The sequence below is a fragment of the Stenotrophomonas maltophilia genome (assembly GCF_001274595.1).
Lineage (GTDB): Bacteria > Pseudomonadota > Gammaproteobacteria > Xanthomonadales > Xanthomonadaceae > Stenotrophomonas > Stenotrophomonas forensis.
Window position 1 is genome coordinate 3058560 of record NZ_CP011010.1, and the last position, 17732, is coordinate 3076291.

General features: G+C 66.1%; 14 protein-coding genes. 3 read left to right on the forward strand and 11 right to left on the reverse strand.

Features of this window, described 5'->3' with window-relative positions:
- Positions 1–64: 64 nt before the first annotated feature.
- Entirely contained in the window at positions 65–2527 is a 2463-nt protein-coding gene (locus VN11_RS14080; protein ID WP_053450203.1) for a S9 family peptidase, read from the reverse strand.
- A 167-nt stretch (positions 2528–2694) separates the two neighbouring features.
- The gene (locus tag VN11_RS14085) at positions 2695–3024 is read right to left on the reverse strand and encodes a hypothetical protein (protein WP_053450204.1); all 330 of its coding nucleotides are present in this window, start codon (positions 3022–3024) and stop codon (positions 2695–2697) included.
- A gap of 530 nt (positions 3025–3554) precedes the next feature.
- Between VN11_RS14085 and VN11_RS14090 the strand changes: the two genes are divergently transcribed.
- Positions 3555–4331, forward strand: a complete 777-nt coding sequence (locus VN11_RS14090) for a HipA family kinase (RefSeq protein ID WP_053450205.1) — start codon at positions 3555–3557, stop codon at positions 4329–4331.
- Positions 4309–4701, forward strand: coding sequence for a DUF3037 domain-containing protein (locus VN11_RS14095; protein ID WP_053450206.1), 393 nt, complete (start codon positions 4309–4311; stop codon positions 4699–4701). The genes VN11_RS14090 and VN11_RS14095 overlap by 23 nt, the downstream gene beginning before the upstream one ends.
- A 12-nt stretch (positions 4702–4713) precedes the next feature.
- On the opposite strand, the gene VN11_RS14100 is transcribed toward VN11_RS14095, so the two are convergent.
- From VN11_RS14100 to VN11_RS14110, 3 genes are all read right to left on the reverse strand, one after another.
- Positions 4714–4938, reverse strand: a complete 225-nt coding sequence (locus tag VN11_RS14100) for a hypothetical protein (RefSeq protein ID WP_148564983.1) — start codon at positions 4936–4938, stop codon at positions 4714–4716.
- Positions 4939–5000: 62 nt separating this feature from the next.
- Positions 5001–6431: a serine hydrolase domain-containing protein gene (locus tag VN11_RS14105; protein ID WP_053450208.1), complete on the reverse strand. Its 1431-nt coding sequence runs from the start codon at positions 6429–6431 to the stop codon at positions 5001–5003.
- A 228-nt stretch (positions 6432–6659) separates the two neighbouring features.
- Positions 6660–7565, reverse strand: coding sequence for a LysR family transcriptional regulator (locus tag VN11_RS14110; RefSeq protein WP_053450209.1), 906 nt, complete (start codon positions 7563–7565; stop codon positions 6660–6662).
- Positions 7566–7685: 120 nt separating this feature from the next.
- On the opposite strand from VN11_RS14110, the gene VN11_RS14115 reads away from it, so the two are divergent.
- Positions 7686–8675, forward strand: a complete 990-nt coding sequence (locus tag VN11_RS14115) for a zinc-dependent alcohol dehydrogenase family protein (RefSeq protein WP_053450210.1) — start codon at positions 7686–7688, stop codon at positions 8673–8675.
- Positions 8676–8682: 7 nt separating this feature from the next.
- Here the strand turns inward: VN11_RS14115 and VN11_RS14120 are convergent, their stop codons facing one another.
- From VN11_RS14120 to VN11_RS14145, 6 genes are all read right to left on the reverse strand, one after another.
- The gene (locus VN11_RS14120) at positions 8683–11235 is read right to left on the reverse strand and encodes a membrane-bound PQQ-dependent dehydrogenase, glucose/quinate/shikimate family (protein WP_053450211.1); all 2553 of its coding nucleotides are present in this window, start codon (positions 11233–11235) and stop codon (positions 8683–8685) included.
- 130 nt (positions 11236–11365) lie between these two features.
- Positions 11366–14080, reverse strand: a complete 2715-nt coding sequence (gene gyrA / locus VN11_RS14125; RefSeq protein WP_053450212.1) for a DNA gyrase subunit A — start codon at positions 14078–14080, stop codon at positions 11366–11368.
- Positions 14081–14297: 217 nt separating this feature from the next.
- On the reverse strand, positions 14298–15362 hold the full coding sequence (gene mtnA, locus VN11_RS14130) for an S-methyl-5-thioribose-1-phosphate isomerase (RefSeq protein ID WP_053450213.1): 1065 nt from the start codon (positions 15360–15362) through the stop codon (positions 14298–14300).
- A 46-nt stretch (positions 15363–15408) separates the two neighbouring features.
- Positions 15409–16137, reverse strand: coding sequence for a DUF3011 domain-containing protein (locus VN11_RS14135; RefSeq protein ID WP_053450214.1), 729 nt, complete (start codon positions 16135–16137; stop codon positions 15409–15411).
- A 139-nt stretch (positions 16138–16276) separates the two neighbouring features.
- Positions 16277–17233, reverse strand: coding sequence for an EF-P lysine aminoacylase EpmA (epmA, locus tag VN11_RS14140; protein WP_053450215.1), 957 nt, complete (start codon positions 17231–17233; stop codon positions 16277–16279).
- Positions 17230–17715, reverse strand: coding sequence for a GNAT family N-acetyltransferase (locus VN11_RS14145; RefSeq protein WP_053450216.1), 486 nt, complete (start codon positions 17713–17715; stop codon positions 17230–17232). The genes epmA and VN11_RS14145 overlap by 4 nt, the downstream gene beginning before the upstream one ends.
- Between the last annotated feature and the right edge of the window lie 17 nt (positions 17716–17732).

Genomic DNA, 17732 nt, shown 5'->3' on the forward strand with positions numbered 1-17732 from the left:
TACTCCCCATCCCCGCCACGCGGCAGCCAGCAGCAGGGCCGCCCCGGGGCGGCCCTGCTGCATCTCACTTGGCGTTCTTCACGTAGGTGTCGAACCAGTTCAGCATTTCCGAAACCAGCTGCTCATTCGATTCCAGCGCGGTGTACCAGTGCGGCTCGTTCGGCAGCATCACCAGGCGGGTGGTGCCGCCGTTGCCACGGATGGCCTGGTATAGCTTGCGCGACTGGAACGGTTCGGTACCGGGGTTGGCGTCGTCCTCGCCGTGCACCAGCAGCAGCGGCAGCTTGATCTTGTCGGCATAGAAGAACGGCGAGGCCTTCAGGTACACGTCCTGCGCCTGCCATACCGAGCGACGCTCGTTCTGGAAGCCGAACGGGGTGAAGGTCTTGTTGTACGAACCACTGGTGGCCACGCCCGCCTTGAAAAGATTGGTGTGCGCGATCAGGTTGGCGGTCATCAGGCCACCATGGCTGTGACCGGTCACGCCGATGCGGTTGCGGTCAACCACACCCATGTCCACTGCCTTGTCCACCGCCGCCTTGGCGTCGGCTTCCAGCTGCTCCAGGTAGGTGTCATAGGCGTTCTTCGGGTCGCCCACGATCGGGAACGAGGCATTGTCGATGATCGCGTAGCCGGCCAGCAGCATCAGGCGGTACGGCTGCAGGCGGGTGAAGGTCTGCTGCGAACCGGACACCTGCCCGGCCTGCGCGGCGTTGGCGAAGTCGGCCGGGTACGCGTACAGGATCGCCGGCACGCGCTGTCCTTCCTTGTAACCCGGCGGCGTGTACAGGGTGAACGACAGGTCCACGCCATCGGCACGCTTGTAGGTCACCAGCTGCTTCTTGATCTGGCGCACTTCCGGGGTCGGGTCGACCAGTCTGGTCAGCGCAGTGGCGCTGGAGGCGAACTGCGCCTCGCCGGCCTTCGCATCGGCCACCGCCTCACCCTGCTGGCGGATGAAGGCGTTCGGCGGATCGATCACCGACTGGTGCCAGGTCAGGTAGCGGCCCGGCGTGGCGCTGAAACCGAGGAACTGCTCGTAGGCATCCGCACTGCTGCGGAACAGGCGCTCGCTCTTCAGCGTACCCAGGTCCAGGCGGTCGAGGAACGGACGATCACCCTGCGGCGAAGCGCCACGGCCGCTGAGGAATACATGGTTGCCCTCACGACGCACGACCGGCGCGCCGTTCGGCAGGCGGGTGAAGACCAGGTTGCCGGGGTTGCCGTACAGCTCATCGCTGGACATGTCCCACAGCAGGCGCCCTTCCTTCTTCGGCTGGTCCACGTCGACGATGCGGGTCTGCATCCAGTGGCGGTTCTCGTCGTTCTCGTACTGGAAAGCCACGGCCGGATCGGCGGTCCACGCGAAGCCTTCGAAGCGCTGCGCAGTGCGGGTGATTTCGGTCGGCTTGCCGTTGAACGGGGCCTTCAGCATCAGCACGCGATCACGGTGCGGCACGTTGACCTTCCAGTCGCCCTTGTCCAGCGCTTCGGCATAGACCAGGGTGGCCGGATCGGTGGCGCGCCAGTCGAAACCGCGCGGGCCTTCCGGCACGCCGTGCACCGGCACACGATCGGCCAGCGGCAGGCTGGCGATCGCGGTGGTCTTGCCGCTGGCGATGTCCAGCACCGCCACGTCGTTGGCGAAGCGCTGGTAGGTCACCGCATGCGAATACGGGGCCTTGATCGACTCGGTCAGCACATGCACGCCATCGGGTGCGGCGCTGACCTCGTTGAACAGCGCCGGCTGCCCGACCGGGCGCACGCTGCCAGCCGCAGTATCGACCACCGCCAGCTGCGAGGCGCCGTAGTAGGCGAACAGCTTTTCGTCATGCACGCTGGTCAGCGTGTCGCGCGCTTCATAGGTGCTGCTCTCGCCGCTGCTTCCCAGCGACTCCTGCGCGTCCGGGCCGGTCGGCACGCCGCCATTGGACGGCGCCGGGCCCTGATTGGCCGGCACCAGCTTCACCAGCAGGTTCTGGCTGCCGCCCAGCCACTGCACGGTGTTGCCGAAGATCGGGTTCAGCTGCACGTTCGGCACCTGCTTCACCTGGCCGGTGGCGGCATCACCGACCCACAGCTGCACGCTGGTGTCGACCGCGTTCTGGAAGGCGAAGTGGCTGCCATCGGCCGACCACAGCGCGCCGGTGGCGCAGCCCTGCGGCAGGTTCACCTTGGTTTCCTTGCCGCTGCCGATATCGACCAGGGTGAAGTCGGCCACGCAGGCCGGAATGCCATAGCCGCCAGGGGTGTCATGGCGGCTGCGGTTCTTCGGCTCCAGGCGCACGCCGGCCAGCTTCAGATAGGGCTGGGCCACGCGGCTGATCGACGGATAGGTCTGCGCGGTGGTCAGCAGCAGGCGCTGTCCACCCGGCGCCACGTTCGGCGCCGGCGGCGGCGGTGCCTTCAGCACCTTGAGCAGGTGTTCCGGCGGCTTCGCGTAGTCGGCAAGCGCCGGGCCAGCGGCCAGCAGGCCGACGGTGGCAACGGCAACGGCCGCCGCCAGAGAGGTTCGACGGATCAGCATCCTTATCCCCTGGGGTGTGAATGGGCGCCCGAGGACGGGCAAGGGCCCGAATCTAGCACCGCAGGGGCTGTAGTGAATGGGCCGGAAGGACTAGTGGCCGGATGGGGCAAAGTGCAGCGCCGGGAGGTGCCGGGGAACTGCCGGCACCTGCCAGGCGTGGCCTGGCACTACTGCTGGGCGTGCAGGTCCCAGGTGGCCAGGTAGTCCGGGTCGACCACGATCATGCCGCTGTTGCGCATGCGGTACTCGCCCGGTTCGGCGGGCAGGTACTGGTCGAGCATCGGCGGCAGGTAGCGCTCGTGGCCATCGTTCTCGTCGGCCAGCACCACGCCTTCGTCGGCGCTGATGCGCAGCACCGTACCCGCGTACTGCTCCAGCCCCTGCACTTGGCCATCACCGCCATAGCGGGTGACACCGACCAGCACCAGCTTGCCGATCATTTCCTCGACCTTGGCATCATCCAGCGGCGGCAGCATGGGATTGAGTTCGTCGCTCATCGGTACACCTCCAAAGCCTGCAGGGACAGCGTGGACACAGTGGCCTTCCACGCAGGCGATGCCTCGGGCATCGCAATCGGCAACGTGGAAACGGCAGGTGTATGGATCGCCGGAAACGGCAGCGGCGTGCCGGATCAGCGGTGTGTGAAGCGTGGCAGGTGTTGCGGGTGACGGCCATCCATGCCGGCATGTCTGGCCCTGTCAGACCAGGGTCAACACCACGCGTTGCAGTACATGCAGAGTGAAGCGTGACAGCTGCGCAGTAGCGGCATGACGGCCTCCTGTTGAAGGTCACACGCGGGCGTGATGCTCCGTTGGATCGAATGCTGCCATCGTGCACGGAAGGAAGAAGTGAAGACTGCGCGCGATCCTTGCCAGCGCACCGTGCCAGGCATCCAGTGCGTCGGAGCCTGACATTACCTGCCCCGGCGGCCAACGCTGTTGCCACAATGCGTGCCTGCTTCCCTCCACGCATTCACGCTGCCCCCAGGCCGGGTACGGCCCCACCGGCGCCACGCTAGAATGCGCCCATGCGCACCGTACATGCCCTCCGCTACATCACCCCTTTACGGGAAGGTGGCTCCCTGCCGGCCGTGGTCGAGACCGACGACGACGGCATGGCCGTGCTGAAATTCCGTGGCGCTGGCCAGGGACCGAAGGCGCTGATCGCCGAGCTGATTGCCGGCGAGATGGCGCGCACGCTGGGCCTGCCGATTCCAGAGATCCTGTTCGTGGAACTGGACCGCGAATTCGCCCGCACCGAGCCGGACCCGGAAATTCAGGAGTTGATCCGTGCCAGCGAGGGCCTGAACCTGGGCCTGGACTACCTGCCCGGCGCGATCAACTACGACCCGGCCGCGATGCCGGTGGACGCCGACCTGGCCTCGCGCATTGTCTGGTTCGATGCGTTCACCAGCAATGTCGATCGCACCACGCGCAATCCCAACCTGATGGTGTGGCATCGAAAGCTGTACCTGATCGACCACGGTGCGGCGATGTACTTCCATCACGACTGGGCCAATGCCGGCGACGCCTGCGAGAAGCCCTTCGTACTGATCCGCGACCACGTGCTGCTGTCGTTCGCCAGCCGCATCGCCGAGGTGGATGCCGAACTGGCCGCCCGCCTGACCGATGCCGAGATCGAGCGCATCGTCGGCCTGGTGCCGGACAGCTGGCTGGTCAACGAGCCGGCGTTCGACAGTCCTCAGGCCTATCGCCAGGGCTACATCGACTATCTCAAGCACCGCCTGAAAGTGCGTGCGGTGTTCGTGCAGGAGGCCATCCGTGCCCGCGCTGCACACGTATGACTATGCGGTCATCCGCGTGGTGCCGCGGGTGGAACGCGAAGAGTTCATCAACGTCGGAGTGATCGTGTCCTGCCCCGGCGCGCGTCATCTGGAAGCGGCCATCGAGATCGATCCGGCACGCCTGCACGCGTTTGCGCCGGCGCTTGACCAGGAGGCATTGCAGCCGTGGCTGGATGCGATCGTGGCGATCTGCCGCGGCGACGCCAGCGCCGGGCCGATCGCGCAGCTGCCGGCACGCGCGCGCTTCCATTTCCTCACCGCCAAGCGCAGCTCGATCGTGCAGATGTCGAGCACGCACGTGGGTCGCACGGCGGACCCGGCCGGTGTGGTCGAACACCTGATGACGAAGATGGTGCGGGCACCGCGCTGATGCGGCCGTCTCTCACTTCTTCGCGCGCACCCTCTGCCAGGCAATGAGCGCACAGGCTGCTGCTGCAGCAATCAACATCCACCCGGCTACCGCCTGTCCATGCAGGTAGCCTTGTGCATACGCAGCGCTGGCACCTTCGTTGGCCATCACCGCGACACCCTTGAGTATCACCTGCATTCCGCGCAGCAGGAGCACCATGCTGGCGACCAGACATACCACGGGAAGGAATCGGCTCATGAACCGATTCTGGTCCGCCACCCGCCCCAGCGTCAACATCGCTGCAGCACAGTCGCTCGGGCCTACAGCGGCACTCTTCGCGCGATGTAGTTGACCACGTTGCCGATCGCATCCGGATCGACATTGGCCAGGCCAACGATCACACAGCCCTGCGCGGGCAGCACCACGATGGCACTGTTCGATCCGGGCGCACCGCCTTCGTGGCCGTACTGGTGTTCCCTGCCCTCGCCCTGCACCACGAAGCCGAATCCGTACCAGCCCTTGTGATTCTGCGCCGTGGTGGCCTGTTGCAGCAATACAGGTGAGACCAGCTTTCCACTACGCAATGCCTCGGCAAACGCCACCATGTCGCTCACCGTGCTGTAGCCACCACCGGCTGACATGCCACGCCAGGGCAGCGACTTCGTTTCACGGAGCCATTGCCCATCCTTCTTCGTGTAGGCGACGGCACGCTGCGGAACGCTCACTGTTTCCGGCTCGAAGCCGGTGCCGGTCATACCGGCCGGGCGCAGGATGTGGTCCTGAACATAGACGTAGTACGACTGCCCTGAAACCGCTTCGATGATGCGCCCCAGTACGATGAAGCCATAGTTCGAGTAGCTGTCCTGGCTGCCAGGCGCGAACTGCGGCGCATCCTTGGCAAAGCGCTGCACGTAGTCATCCAGCGTCCTCAGCGACGCAGAATACTGTTCGAAATCATCGCCGAAGAAATCACCCAGGCCACTGGTATGTGAGAGCAGATGACGTACGGTCACGTTGTTGGCGACGGCCTTGTTCGGATAGTCCGGCAGGTGCTTTCCGATCGTGTCATCGAGACTGAGCTTGCCATCCTGCACCAGCTGCAGGATGGCCACTGCGGTGAACATCTTGTTGGAGGATGCAAGGCGGAACTGCGTATCCACGCCCACTGGGATGCCAGCGGTGCGATCAGAATCGCCACCGCGCCAGTCCAGCAGCACCTTGCCGTTCTGTACCACCTGCAACGCCCCCGACAGCGCGTCCCGCGCCCGCAGCGCCTCGAGTTTTGCCGCGGCATCGGCCATCAGGACAGGCAAAGCCACCCGAGCTGGCTTGTACTTGTCCGGCGTTTCAGCGCCCTCAATCTGGAACTGCTTCACGTGCGCAGGATTGGCCGGATCCATGACGGCCGTCACCCGCATCGCACGCTCGTTCACCTGGCCCATCACCAACAGCTTCGCCTGGCTGGACGTGCTCTCGAGTGTTTCCAGAACGCTCAGCGGGCCTGTGCTCTCGCGAAAGTCGAGATAGTCCTTGGGAGTGCTGCCCTCCTGCTTCGCATATCTGTCGGCGAATGCCTGCAGCCCCTCGAGGCTGCCCGCATTGAAGGCCGCAAGCCAGTCATCGATGGCATTCTGCGCACGTGGATGCGCATGCTCGAAAGAACTTGCGCCAACTACCGGAGAAGCCGAGGCGGTCACCAGGACCACGCAGGCCAGCGCATTGCAGAGAAACAGGCGTCCAAAAGCCCTCATTACAGTTCCTTTGCGGGTGTCCCTGGACGCATCCTAGATGATGGATCGGCCCGCCGCATCCACGCCTGGGACTCTGCGGCAACACATCAACGGTAACGTTGAATGCTTCGATGCGCTGCCATCCACTGCGCGCGTTGGCTGGAAAGCGCACAACACGTTGCGGTCCTGAAGCGGCGTGAGGGCATGATCCTTCACAGTAGACAGGAACAATGCTGACCGATGGCCGCGCTACCGCCGCGCCATGCTCTGCTCGCTGAACCGCGCCACGCAGAAATCCACTAAGCTGCGCAGCTTGGGCGTCACCTGGCGGTCGCGCGGGTACAGCAGATGGATCCAGGTCGACACCGGCTCGAACGTCGGCAGCACTTCCACCAGATCACCGCGTGCGAGCGTCGCCGAGAGCATTTCGTAGGGCTGCAGGATCAGTCCCAGCCCACCGACGGCCGCAGTCAGCAGTGGCTCGGCCTGATTGACCATGAAGCGGCTGGACACCGGCACGGTCAGCACGCTGCCCTCGGCATCGCGGAAGCTCCAGCGGGTGCGGATGATTGAATGCGCGAAGCCCAGGCACTCGTGACGGCTCAGGTCATTGGGATGGGTAATGGCCGGGCGCGAAGCCAGATAGTCCGGCGAGGCACACAGGACCAGCGGATACGGCCCGAGCCGTCGCGCCACCAGCCCGCTGTCGGCCAGGTCGCCGGTACGGAATACCAGGTCGTAACCGTCTTCGACGATGTTGACCAGGCTGTTGGACAGGTTCAGATCGACCTGAACGTCCGGATACGCCTGCATGTAGGCCACCAGCGCCGGGCCCAGCGCATGCACGCCGAAGGTCACCGGTGCGCTGATGCGCAGGCGCCCCATCGGCCGTCCGCGTGCCACCTCTGCCAGCTGCTCGGCGCCCTCCACTTCTTCCAGGATCACCCGCGCCCGCGCCAGGTAGGCCTGGCCGAAGTCGGTCAGGCTCTGCTTGCGCGTGGTGCGGTTGAGCAGGCGCACGCCCAGATGCTGCTCCAGCGCCTGGACGTGCTTGCCGACCACCTGTGGGGACAGGTCCAGCACCTCGGCAGCGGCGGCGAACGAGCCGACCTCGGCCACTTTTGCGAAGGTTCGCAGGGGAGCAATCAAGTCCATTGCAAACATTCCGTTTTCAATGAAACACGAGATTACCCCTTATTCTGGGTACAGACTACGCGCACAGTAGCCCTCACCCTTTCGCCGGCGCCCTCGTCGGCCCTTTCTCGGAGCCCCCCCATGAGCCAGGTTGTCCGCATCCACGAATACGGCAATGCCGATGTACTGCGAATCGACGACATCGACGTTGCCGCCCCCGCCGCCGACGAGGTCCAGATCCGGGTCAAGGCCATCGGCCTGAATCGCGCCGAGGTGATGTTCCGCAATGGTGCCTACCTGCAGGAAGCGCAGTTCCCCAGCCGCCTGGGCTACGAAGCGGCCGGCGTGGTTGAAGCCATCGGCAGTGCGGTGAGCGGCTTCGCTGCAGGCGATGCGGTCAGCGTGATACCGCCGCTGGATATCGCACGCTGGGGCACCTATGGCGAGCTGGCCAACGTGCCGGCGCGACTGGTGGTCAAACATCCGCAGACACTGGACTTTGAAACGGCTGCCGCAGTGTGGATGCAGTACGTCACAGCCTGGGGCGCACTGCTGGAACAGGCGCAACTGACCGCGGGGGATTTCGTCATCATCACCGCCGCCAGCAGCAGCGTCGGCCTGGCCGCGATCCAGATCGCCAATGCCGTAGGCGCCACGCCCATCGCGGTCACGCGTGGCCCGGGCAAGCGCCAGGCCCTGCTCGATGCCGGTGCCGCCCATGTCATCGCCACCGAGGAACAGGATCTGGTGGCCGAAGTAGCGCGCATCACCAATGGCGCCGGTGCCCGCGTGGTGTTCGATCCGATCGGTGGCCCGCAGTTCGTGCCGCTGACCGAAGCGATGGCGCGCGGCGGCATCCTGCTGGAGTACGGCGCGCTGAGCAGCGAACCCACGCCGTTCCCGTTGTTCAACGTACTGGGCAAGTCGCTGACCCTGAAGGGTTACCTGTATTCGGAAATCGTCTCCGACGATGCCGCACTGGCCCGGGCCAAGGCGTTCATCGTCAATGGCCTGGACAAGGGCACGCTGGCGCCGAAGATCGCCAGGGTGTTCCCGTTCGCGCAGATCCAGGACGCACACCGTTACTTGGAATCGAACGAGCAGATCGGCAAGGTGGTAGTGACGGTTTGATCGATCATCAGGGAGCGCGGGCGGCGACCGGCCGCCCCGGTTCCGGCAGCGCATAGGCCATCACGTAATCGCCCTTCGGGGTTTCCATGAAATGGTGTCCGCCCGCCACGATCACCACGTACTGACGGCCATCCTGTTCGTACACCATCGGGTTGGCCTGCCCGCCCGCCGGCAGCGTGGTATGCCACAACTCCTTGCCGCTCTTCAGATCGATGGCGCGCAACAGGTCATCGGTGGCCGCGGCAATGAAGATCAGGCCGCTGGCGGTCACCACCGAACCGCCGTTGTTGGGCGTGCCAATCTCGATCGGCAGGCCCGAACGGATGCCGAATGGTCCATTGCCACGGGCACTGCCGAACGGGCGGTCCCACAGCAGCTTGCCGGTGCGCAGGTCGATGGCCCGGATGCCGCCATACGGCGGCTGCTTGCACAGCAAGCCGGTGAACGGCAGCCGCCAGCCGGCATTGACCTGGATGGCGTACGGCGTGCCTACCTGCGGGTCGCCCGCGCCTTCGGCGCCGCCCTTGTCGAACCGGATCTTCTCGCGCGGAAGCCAGCCCAGCCGGTCGGCCTCGGCACGCGGCACCAGCCGGTTGTAGTTGGGCATGTCGTTGTAGTTGGCCACGACCACGCCGCGACGGGTATCGATGGACACGCTGCCCCAGTCCGAGCCGCCGTTGTAGCCGGGGTACTCGATGGAATGACGATCACTGCTCGGCGGCGTATAGAAGCCTTCGTAGTACGCCTTGCGGAACTGGATGCGGCAGACCAGCTGGTCGATCGGGGTCAGCCCCCACATGTCGCGCTCGGTCAGCTCATGCTCGCGGCGCAGCGTGTGGTACAGCGAGAACAGCTGGGTGGGTGAGCGCTGTTCGGGCTCGACACCGCCGATGGGCACCTTGCGCTCTTCAGCGGCGCTCAGCAGCTGGCCGTTGCGGCGGTCGAGGATGTAGATGTCGCCCTGCTTGGTCGGCAGCAGGATCGCCGGCACCTTGCCGGCAGCCGTCGGATAGTCGATCAGGCTGGCCTGCGAGCCCAGGTCGTAGTCCCAGACATCCTTGCGCACCGCCTGGAAATGCCAGGCCGGCTTGCCGGTAGCCACATCGATGGCCACCAGCGAGGTCGCGTAGCGGTTCTGGTTTTCCGTGCGCGAGCCACTCCAGTAGTCGCCGGCGGAATTGCCCAGCGGCAGGTAGACCAGCCCCAATGCCTCGTCACCGGTGGCCGTGGTCCACATGTTCGGCGTACCACGCGTATAGGTCTGTTCGCGCGGAGGCAGGCCGCTACGCTCGGGCTGGTCCATGTCCCACGCCCAGCGCAGCTTGCCGGTGATCGCGTCGTAGGCCTGGATCACACCGGACGGTGCATCGCGACGCTGCCCGTCCAGCACCTGGTGGCCGGTGACGATCACCCCGCGCACGATGGCCGGCGGCGAAGTGATCGACACGTATCCCGGCGGTACCTCGCCCATGCCCAGGGTGATGTCGACCTGTCCGTTGTTGCCGAAGTTGGCGCAGGGTCGGCCGCTGCCGGCATCCACCGCGATGAGGCGGCCGTCCAGCGTGCCTTCGATGATGCGCGCCCAGCAGGCCGGATGGCTGCCCGGCGCAGCACTCCGGGTCACGCTGGGCGGTGGCTCCGGCAGTGCCAGATCGGCAGCGACATCCGCCAGTGCCGCATCGGCCAGGGTCGGTGCGCTCGGTTGCTCGTAGTAACTCACACCGCGGCAGGCGGCGGTGTACGGGATCGAGGCATCCTTCACTTTGGGATCGAACCGCCACAGCTCCTTGCCGCTGGCGGCATCAAGCGCGATCAGCCGGTTGCGGGCGGTGCACAGGTACAGGCGGTCGCCGATCTTCAGCGGCGTGGTTTCCGCGCCCCAGCGCTTCTTGGGCAGGTCACCGGTCCGGAACTGCCAGGCCAGCTGCAGCGTGCCGACGTTGGCCGGCGTGATCTGCTGCAGCGGCGAGTAACGGGTGGCGGCGTTGCTGCGGCCCCACGCCGGCCAATCACCGTCGGCAGGCTGGTCGGCCGGCTGCAGGCCGGTGGTGTCCCGGGTCGGCTCCAGGCCGGCACTGGCTGCACCTTCCGGGAAAGGCTGATGCCCATCCACTTCGCCATGAGGCGCAAACGCCAGGCCGAAGGCCGCCACGAACACCAGCATCAGCACGCCGGCCACGCTGCGCGACAGGCGCCTGGAGACGGGTTGGTGGAGGGTCGGCGCCAGCAGCGCCAGCACGATGCCCAGCGCGGTTACCAGGCCCAGACGCGGCACCCAGCGCCAGTAATCACTGCCCGATTCCCACCAGGTCCACAGCAGCGTGCCGAGGAACACCAACGCGTACAGCAGCGCACCGCTGCGGCGGTTGCCGAACAACAGGATGCCGCTGGCCAGCAGGCCGAACCCGGCGATCGCATAGTAGGCCGAGCCACCGAGGCTGAGCAGCCACGCGCCGAGCCCGCCGATGACCAGGCCGAGCACGACCAGCAGCAGCGACAGCACGGTGACCAGAGGGTGGCGGGAGGAAGGAGCGGAGGCAGACTGCGGCGTGGCGGACATCGTCGATCTCCGGGGCAGCATGCGCCCTTATCCCACCGCCGACGTGAAGCGCGCGCGTATATGTGGCATCCGGATACGACGACGCCGGCACAGGGCCGGCGTCGTCGGGTACCTCAACCTGGCGGCAGGATCACTCCTGCGCGGCGTCCTCGCTGCTGGCAGCAGCCGGGATGCCGTCGGTCGCGGCCGGGGCGGCGGCGGCCACCTCGTCCTCGTCCTCGTCGATCGAGGCATCCATGCGCTCCACCGCCTGCAGCTTCTCGTCCTTGGACAGGCGGATCAGGGTCACGCCCTGGGTGTTGCGGCCGACGCGGCTGATTTCCGAGCCACGGGTACGCACCAGGGTGCCGCCATCGGAGATCAGCAGGACTTCATCGCCGGAGCCCATCAGCACCGCGGCCACCAGCTTGCCGTTGCGCTCGGTGGTCTGGATGCCGATCACGCCCTGCGTGCCACGGCCCTTGCGCGGGTAGTCCGGCAGCGGGGTGCGCTTGCCGTAGCCGTTCTCGGTGGCGGTAAGGATGTACTGCACGCTGGCGTCGTCGGCGCCGTCGATCACCGCATCGCCATTGGCTGCGATTTCCTCGACACCATTGTCGTCCTCGTTCTCGTCCTCGCTGCCGCCGGCACTCTCGGCCACGATCAGGCTGACCACTTCCTCGCCCGCCGGCATCTTGATGCCACGCACGCCGGTCGCGGTACGACCCATCGAGCGGACCTTGTCCTCGCCGAAGCGCACGGTCTTGCCGTTGGAGGCGAACAGCAGGATGTCACGCTCACCGTCGGTCAGGCCGACGCCGACCAGCGCATCGCCCTCGTCCAGGTTGATCGCGATCTTGCCGCGGGCCAGGCGGAAGGCGAACTCGCCCAGCGGAGTCTTCTTGACCGTACCGTTCTTCGTGGCGAAGAACACGAACTGGCCATCGGCGTACTCGCGCACCGGCAACACGGCCTGCACGCGCTCGCCCGGCTCCAGCGGGATCCAGTTGATGATCGGACGGCCGCGGGCGTTGGAACCGGCTTCAGGCAGCTGGTACACCGGCAGCCAGAACACCTTGCCCGAACTGGTGAAGGTCAGCAGCGTGTCGTGCGTGTTGACCAGCCACAGCTGTTCGATGAAATCCTCTTCCTTGGTCGCCGCCGCACTGCGGCCACGGCCACCACGGCGCTGCGCGCGGTACACGCTCACCGGCTGGCGCTTCACGTAACCGGCGTGCGACACGGTGACCACCACGTCTTCCGGCGCGATCAGGTCGAGGATGTCCAGGTCTTCTTCGCTGTGGCGGATTTCGGTGCGACGCTCGTCGCCGAACTCGGCCTTGACGTTGACCAGTTCCTCGCGGATCACCTGCAGCAGGCGGTCGGGATCTTCCAGGATGTGGATCAGCCCGGCGATCACTTCCAGCAGCTGCTTGTACTCGTCGGTCAGGCGGTCCTGCTCCAGCCCTGTCAGGCGGTGCAGGCGCATTTCCAGGATCTGGGTGGCCTGGATCTCGGTCAGCTGGTAGCCGCCCTCGATCAGGCCCACGCCCTTGGGCAGGTCTTCCGGACGCGAAGCTTCGGCACCGGCGGCGCCCAGCATCGCACCGACCAGGCCTGGCTCCCACACGCGTGCCAGCATGCGCTCGCGGGCTTCGTTCGGGTTCGGCGAGGTCTTGATCAGTTCGATCATCTCGTCGATGTTGGCCAGCGCGACGGTCAGGCCTTCCAGCACGTGGGCACGGGCGCGCGCCTTGCGCAGCTCGAACACGGTGCGGCGGGTGACCACTTCGCGGCGGTGGCGGACGAACGCCTCCAGCATCTGCTTGAGGTTCATCAACTGCGGGCGGCCATCGACCAGCGCCACCATGTTGATGCCGAACACCGACTCCATCTGCGTCTGCTGGTACAGGTTGTTCAGCACAACCTCGGCAGATTCACCGCGCTTGATCTCGATGTAGATGCGCATGCCGTCCTTGTCGGACTCATCGCGCAGCTCGCTGATGCCTTCGATCTTCTTTTCCTTGACCAGCTCGGCGATCTTCTCGATCAGACGCGCCTTGTTCACCTGGTAAGGAATTTCAGTGACGATGATCGATTCGCGGCCGTTGTCGGCCACCTCGATATCGGCCTTGGCACGGATGCGCACGCGGCCACGGCCGGTGCGGTAGCCGGCGACGATGCCGGCGGTGCCGTTGATGATGCCGGCGGTCGGGAAGTCCGGGCCCGGGATGTACTCCATCAGGCCGTCGACATCGATGTCCGGGTTGTCGATCAGCGCGATGCAGGCGTTGATCGATTCGCTCAGGTTGTGCGGCGGGATGTTGGTCGCCATGCCCACTGCGATACCGGCCGAACCATTGACCAGCAGGTTCGGGAACCGGGTCGGCATGACCGTCGGCTCCAGTTCCTTTTCGTCGTAGTTGGGCTGGAAATCGACGGTTTCCTTGTCGATGTCCGCCATCAGCTCATGCGCCAGGCGCGACATGCGCGCCTCGGTGTATCGCATCGCCGCGGCGGAGTCGCCGTCGATCGAACCGAAGTTACCCTGGCCATCGACCAGCATGTAACGCAGCGAGAACGGCTGTGCCAGGCGCACCAGCGTGTCGTACACCGACTGATCGCCATGCGGGTGGTACTTACCGATGACGTCACCGACGATACGCGCCGACTTGAAGTAGGGCTTGTTGCTGTGCGCGTTCAACTCGTTCATCGCGAACAGCACGCGACGATGCACCGGCTTGAGGCCGTCGCGCGCATCCGGGAGCGCGCGGCCCACGATCACGCTCATGGCGTAATCGAGGTAGCTCTTGCGCATCTCGTCTTCCAGGTTGACCTGGATGATTTCCTTGGCGGTTTCTGCCATTCGGGTTCCGTTGTCTGGTAGCGGTCCAGTCCGGCGCAGCCCTCTGCGGGAGGGGGTCGTGCCGGAACCTCGATTCAACCTGTGGATACTACCACAACAGGCCGTTTTCCGCCTCCCTTTACGGGGATTTTACCGGCACAAATCAGGAACTTAGGGGTTGCCGGCCAGCGGCCGGCACGACCCGGGGGCGGAGGTCACGCTGCCCCTCCCCTGCGCTTCAACCGCCGAAGGCGGCGCGCATGTTCTCCACGGTCGGGTTCAGGATCACCCCGCGCTCGGTCACGATGGCGTCGATCAGCTCGCCCGGGGTGACGTCGAATACCGGGTTCCAGGCGGCAATGCCCTCGGCCACGGTGCGGGTGCCGCCCACGCCGTACAGCTCGCCCGGATCGCGCTGCTCGATCTCGATCTGGCTGCCGTCCACGGTCTCCATGTCCACGGTGGAGGACGGTGCCACGACCATGAACCTGACGCCGTGGTGGCGGGCCGCAATGGCCAGCTGGTAGGTGCCGATCTTGTTGGCGGTATCGCCATTGGCGCAGATGCGATCGGCACCGACGATCACCCACTGCACGGCACCGGTCTTCATCAGGTGCGAGGCTGCCGAGTCGGCGATCAGGGTGGCGTCGATGCCATCCTGCTGCAGCTCCCACACGGTCAGGCGCGCGCCCTGCAGCCACGGCCGCGTTTCGCCGGCGAAGACACGGGCGATGCGGTGCTGGGCCATGCCGGCACGGATCACGCCCAGTGCGGTACCGAAGCCGGCGGTGGCCAGCGAGCCGGTATTGCAATGGGTCAGCACCCCGCTGCCAGCGTCGATCAGGCCCGCGCCCAGCGCCCCCATGTGACGGTTGGCGGCCAGGTCTTCCTCGGCAATGGCCTGCGCTTCCGCGGCCAGCAATGCCTTCCAGTCCGGGCCGGCAGCGTTCAGGCAACGGCGCATGCGTGCCAGCGCCCAGGCCAGGTTGACTGCGGTCGGACGCGAAGCGTTCAAGCGCTGCAGCGCCGGCTCCAGCTGCTGCAGTGCCTGCATGCCATCGGCCGCCTGCACGTCACGTGCCGCCAGCACCACGCCCCAGGCAGCCGCGATACCGATCGCCGGCGCACCGCGCACGGTCAGTGCGTGGATGGCCGAGGCGACCTCGTCACTGTCATGGCAGACCACATGCTCGACCACGAACGGCAGCTTGCGCTGGTCCAGCAGTTGCAGGGCATCGCCGGTCCACAGGATCGGGCGGATGTGGTCGTAGCGGGCGTAATCGATGTCGGAGGCAGTGTTCATGGGCCCATTGTAGGGCCACGCCCGGCAGCGTTGGAGCCTGCCCGGCTCAGTTCACCAGGAATTCGGCGCGGCAGCCGCCGTCCACCCAGATCCCGTTGCGGTTCCAGCCCCAGGTGCTGCCCTCCTCGCACGGCGTGTTGGACAGCTGCTCGGAGACCGCAGCCCCCACCGAGATGCTGGCGCCGCAGAAGCGGCGCTTCTTCGACTTCGATTCGCAGGTCAGCCTGCGCGGCACGTCGACGAAGCGGCCCTCATCATCGGCCACCTCGAAATCACCCTGGCAGCCGCGGCTGGTCCACACTTCATTGCGCTTGTAGCCCCAACCCTGCCCTTCCCGGCACGGCAGCGCCGACAGCTGCCGCAGCAGGCGTACCGGGGCACCGTCCAGGCGCACCGGGCAGCTCTGCGGGCGGCCGTTGGATTCACAACGCACCACGCGACGGACCAGGCGCTTGCCTTCGGTGGCAGCGCCGGTGGCACCGGCAGCGCGGCGCGCGCGGAACTCGGCGCGGCAGCCCAGGGTGACCCAGACGCCACTGCGGTCGGTCCCCCATTCGCTGCCACGGATGCAGCTGCTGTTGGACAGCTGGCGGACCAGGTCGACGCCATTGCTGACATCGATATCGCAATGCACCCACGCCATGTCACGCGATTCGCAGGTCACCACTGCATCGTCGTAGCCAACCTGCTGGGCAGACGCCGAGGACGGCAGCCAGGCACCCCAGAGCGCGATGGAGTACACCGGAGCAGCGACGACCGCAAACCACTTGACCAATGCCTTCCCCAACAGGAGTGGACGAATTCCGATGCCAGTGTCTCGCATCTGCCGTGATAAGAGCATCATCCTGCTTGCCGAAGCAAGCGCGCGAACGCAGCAATCCGTTCAGTCTTCGATGTTCAGCAAAGCGCTGCGCTCACGCATGGGCGAAGTCGTAGGCCAGCACATCGGCAATGCGTGGCGTGCGGTTCATCGCCATCAGCAGGCGGTCGACGCCGACGGCGACGCCGGCACAGGCCGGCAACGACGGCAATGCAGCCAGCAACGCTTCGTCCAGCGCCGGCTGCACTTGACCGCGCTCATGCCGACGCTGCAGGTCACGCTGGAAACGCGCACGCTGCTCGTGGGCATCGTTCAGTTCGTGATAACCGTTGGCCAGCTCCACCGGCCCCAGGTACAACTCGAAGCGTTCCGCCAGCGGCGGCGTGCCGGGGCGGATGCGGGCCAATGCTGCCTGGCTGGCGGGCCAGTCATGCACCACGGTCATCACCGCGTCATCGAAATGCGGCTGGATATGGTGGGTCATCAACAGATCCAGCCAGTCATCGCGGGTCAGGCCGACCGGATCGATATGCACATCGCCCAGTGCGGCGCGCAGTGCGGCCTCATCGGCGTCGAACGGGTCCACGCCCACATGCTGCTGGAACAGCTCGCGGTAGCTCAGAACGCGCAGGGATGCACTGCGCCCGACCAGGGCCAGCGCCTGGCCGACCAGCTCGGCGGTTTCCTGCACCAGCCGGTGGTGGTCCCAGCCGACCCGATACCACTCCAGCATGGTGAACTCCGGGTTGTGGCGGCCACCGGCCTCGCCGTTGCGGAACACCCGGCCCAGCTCATAGCAGTCGCCAACACCGGCCGCCAACAGGCGCTTGAGCGGATACTCCGGCGAGGTGCGCAGCCAGCGGCGGCGGCCGCCGGCATCGACGTGGCCGGTGAAATCGGTATGGAAGCTGTCGATGTTCGGTTCGGTGTTGCCCGCCACCGACAGGATCGGCGTCTCCACCTCCAGCACATCGCGCTCGGCGAAGAAGCGACGCACCAGCGCATTGAGTGACGCGCGCTGCTGCAGCGTGCGCAGCAGGGCCGCGCTCACAGGATCCCCTCCGGACGCGGATGGTCCAGCGGCAGGGTCAGCAGGTCACGGGTGTCATCGATGTAGCCGCTGGCCAGGTACAGGCGGCGCGCCAGTTCATTGTGGTGGTTCACTTCCAGGCGCAGCCGGCTGACGCCCCGCCCGCGGGCGCGCTGTTCGCAGATGGCCAGCGCCTGCTTGCCACGGCCACGACCACGCGCGCGATGGCTCAGGTACAACTCGTCCAGCAGCATGAAGTGGCCGCCCTGTTCCAGGCTGAAGCCCATCGCGATCACCGCGTAGCCCACCACGTCAGCCGCCTCGTCCAACCACAGCAGCACTTCGCCGTTGCGCGGGTCGGCCAGCAGTGCATCCACGCCGCGACGCACGCGCGCATCATCGAAGTCGATCCTGTCTTCGGCATAGAACTCGCGCATCAACGCGATCAACCGTTCCTCGTCGGCGCGGGTGGCGAGGCGGAAATCCAGCGGGGCGGTCTGCATCGGTGTTCCTTTGTGTT